Source organism: Streptomyces sp. PA03-6a (assembly GCF_033792765.1).
Classification (GTDB): Bacteria; Actinomycetota; Actinomycetes; order Streptomycetales; family Streptomycetaceae; genus Actinacidiphila.
The window spans coordinates 1-2785 of record NZ_JARAVK010000495.1 but is presented as its reverse complement, the minus strand read 5'-3'; the positions used below and the strand labels follow the sequence as shown (position 1 = coordinate 2785).

The 2785-nt window shown below is 72.9% G+C and carries 6 protein-coding genes; 1 reads left to right on the top strand and 5 read right to left on the bottom strand.

Annotated elements, in window-relative coordinates; all coding sequences use genetic code 11:
- Window positions 1-115 precede the first annotated feature (115 nt).
- Window positions 116-490 carry a helix-turn-helix domain-containing protein gene (locus tag PV350_RS45985; protein WP_500339233.1) on the top strand — a complete coding sequence of 125 codons (375 nt, stop codon included), beginning with the start codon at window positions 116-118 and terminating at the stop codon, window positions 488-490.
- Here the strand turns inward: PV350_RS45985 and PV350_RS45980 are convergent.
- The 5 genes from PV350_RS45980 to PV350_RS45960 form a co-directional block, all read right to left on the bottom strand.
- Window positions 485-724: a hypothetical protein gene (locus tag PV350_RS45980; RefSeq protein WP_499513907.1), complete on the bottom strand. Its 240-nt coding sequence runs from the start codon at window positions 722-724 to the stop codon at window positions 485-487. The genes PV350_RS45985 and PV350_RS45980 overlap by 6 nt on opposite strands.
- A 1-nt stretch (window position 725) precedes the next feature.
- Window positions 726-971: a hypothetical protein gene (locus PV350_RS45975; RefSeq protein ID WP_499513906.1), complete on the bottom strand. Its 246-nt coding sequence runs from the start codon at window positions 969-971 to the stop codon at window positions 726-728.
- A complete protein-coding gene (locus tag PV350_RS45970) occupies window positions 968-1651 on the bottom strand; it encodes an IS3 family transposase (protein ID WP_499516944.1) in 684 nt (227 codons plus the stop codon). Before PV350_RS45970 ends, PV350_RS45975 begins: the two co-directional genes overlap by 4 nt.
- Window positions 1651-1950: a transposase gene (locus PV350_RS45965; protein WP_499513905.1), complete on the bottom strand. Its 300-nt coding sequence runs from the start codon at window positions 1948-1950 to the stop codon at window positions 1651-1653. The genes PV350_RS45970 and PV350_RS45965 overlap by 1 nt, the downstream gene beginning before the upstream one ends.
- 99 nt (window positions 1951-2049) lie before the next feature.
- Entirely contained in the window at window positions 2050-2736 is a 687-nt protein-coding gene (locus PV350_RS45960; RefSeq protein WP_500339232.1) for a hypothetical protein, read from the bottom strand.
- Between the last annotated feature and the right edge of the window lie 49 nt (window positions 2737-2785).

Sequence of the window (2785 nt, the reverse complement as noted above, 5' to 3'; positions counted from 1 at the left end):
CCGGGGTGAAGGTGCAGGTGAGGGGGTGTGGGTCCGGGTCGGGCGGGTGGGGCCGCTGTAGACTCGATCTCACTCGTACGGGTCAACCGACGTGCTAGCAGGAAGAATCCATCCCGTGGTGAACGCACTGCAGGAACTGATCAAGCGCCGGCTGGAGCAGCGGGGCTGGTCGTACGGTGAGGTGGCGCGGCGCGGTGGCGTCCCGCGGTCGACGGTGCATCATCTGGCGACAACCGCGCGGGTGGCCCGGATGCCGCAGCAGTCCACGCTGGAGGGCCTGTCGCGCGGGCTGGAACTGCCGCTGGAGGCGGTACGCCGCGCCGCGGCCGAGGCCTGCGGGATCCACCTGTACGTCGAGGACGGCACCGGCACCACCCCCGACCCCGAGGTGGCCACCCTCATCGCCAGCGTCCAGCAACTGTCCGAAGCCGACCGCCGACACGTCGCCGCCCTCGTCGAATCCCTCCTCCGCAGCTCCACCCGGTCATAGTCCGCCCGCCGCCGGGCGGTCCGGCGCCGGGCCGTCGGGCGCCGCGCAGTCCGGTGGTCCTGCGCCGCGTGCGGAGCGGCAGCGGTACAGGAAGTCGTCCTGGTCGAGGCCGCACAGCGCCGCCATCGGTTCGACGGGCGGTCGCTCGAAGCGGTACGCCGTCAGCGCGCCGAGCAGCGCGCGGCCGTACGCCGGGCGCGGTGTCCTGCGCTGCGGAGGGGCCGTCCGGAACATCTCAGCACGCCGCCGGTCTGACGATGCGCAGCCAGCCGATGACCGCGTTGACGGTGGCGTAGTCGAGTTCGGCGATCCTGGCGACGGCGTCCGCGTCGTCGCGGCGGACCGGGACCCCGGCGGCGTCGAGGGCGCAGTGCAGCATGACCTGGTGCGCCTGCGTGGGCGGCAGGGTCTGCCCCGCACGGATCTGGGTGCGCAGCAGGTAGGAGATCGGCAACGGGGGCGTCGGTCGGTCCACGGTCATGCTCGGGTTCCCTCGAAGTAGTCGGACAGGGCTGTGGTGAGGTCGAGCCGGCTGTGCCATGTGCGGTGGTCGAGGAGTTCGGTCTGCGTCCGGGCCCAGAAGGCGCCGATCACGGCGTGGTCGTTCCGGTCGGCGACCAGGCCGGTGGGGGGCGCCAGTCCGCGGGCGTGGGCGCGTTCGGTGAAGACGAGGGTGGTGAAGCGCCCCTCGGGCCGGGGGCCGGGGTGGACGGAGTGCCGCAGCACCGCCCTGCTCAGGGCGTCCGCCGCCACGGCGGCGGCCGGTGCGGAACCCGTGCTCCAGCCCATCAGCCGGCGGGCGTGGGCGTCGAGCACGATCACGCAGAGCAGTTCGCCCTGGCGGGTGGCGAGTTCGACGGCGTCGGTCACCCAGAGCCGGTCGGGCACACCGGGGCGGCCCTGGAGCCCGGCACGCCGCATGAGCAGTTCGACGGTGCCGTGGCTGATGGGGATGCCGTGCCGCAGGGTGAGTTCCTCGTGGATGCGCCGGTACCCGAAGGTGCCGCGCGAGGCGGCGTGGATGGAGCTGATGAGGTCCGTCAGCCACAGGTGCCGGGTGGAGCGGGGGGAGGGGGGCCGGCCGCGCCAGGTGAAGTACCCCGATTCGGAGATGCCGAGGACGCGCGTGGCGGTCCGGACCGGGAGCCCCTCACCGGCCATCACCTGCACGGCCTCAAATCGCCTTTTGGGGACACCACATCGCGCAGCAGCTCGGTGACCCGCCGGTGGACGGCGAGTTCGGTCTCCAGTTCGGTGATGCGCCTGCGGGCCGCGGTCAGCTCGGCGGTGCCCATCGGTGCGCGCCGCGGCCTGCCCAGGTGCGGCAGGTGCGTGCGCCGCCATTGGTAGATCGTCTGGTCGCCGAGGCCGAGGTCCAGGGCGACCTTCTTCACCGGCTCGCCCGCGACCAGCAGGTCGAGGGCCTTGCGGCGCAGCTCGGGCGGGTATCGCTTGGGCACTTCGTCCTCCGGAAGGCCGGTCGTGGTCCCGGGCCGGGGACCCGTCTGGGGGTTTGGGGAGGTGAGGGACGTGCCCCCGGCCCGGAAGCGGTGGGGGCGTCAGCTGACGTGGCGGTGCATGGTCACGGTGGGCCGGAACTCCCGCAGCGTGCTCGTTCCGGCTCCGGCCGGGACGGCTGCCGCCGCGCGGTCGAGGACGGCCCTGACCTCGGCGGCGAGGGCGTCCGCGCGGCGCTCGATCTCGGAGATCGGGTCGCCGCACCGCCTCAGCTCGGCCACCCGGCGCCGGATGTCGGCGAGCCGGTCCCGGTCGCGGGCGCTCAGGGTGAGTGGCCGCGGGGTCGCCACGATGAACTGGTAGGCGCCCGCGAAGGTCTGGCATCCGGTGCAGTGCTGGTTGACGGCACGGCTGATGTTCGTCGCGTTGATCCGCCGGAGGTCGACACCGGAGGTGGTGACGATCTGGAAGGAGAGGGCGATCGAACGGCACGGACGGGAGAGCGAGCAGCCGACGGAGGCGGCGACCGCCCGGTTGTGCGCCGCGGCGGCGACGAGCGGCCCGAACTGGTGGATCGAGAACTCCTCGTCGTACTGGACGGGGTGTGCCCGGTTGGCGAGGGTGTGCGCCTCGTCCACGGCGGCGCCGACGCTGCGGGGGATGTGCGACCCCGATGCCGCGCCGGCCGGGGCCGCGGTGGCGAGGGCGATGAGGCCGGCGGTGGTCAGCATGCCCAGCCGGACGGCCTTGCGGCCCACCGTGCTGGTGTGGGGCTTTCGGTGCGTCACGGACTTCTCCTGTACCGGTGGAAGGGATTTTGGCTGTTCTTTATAAAAA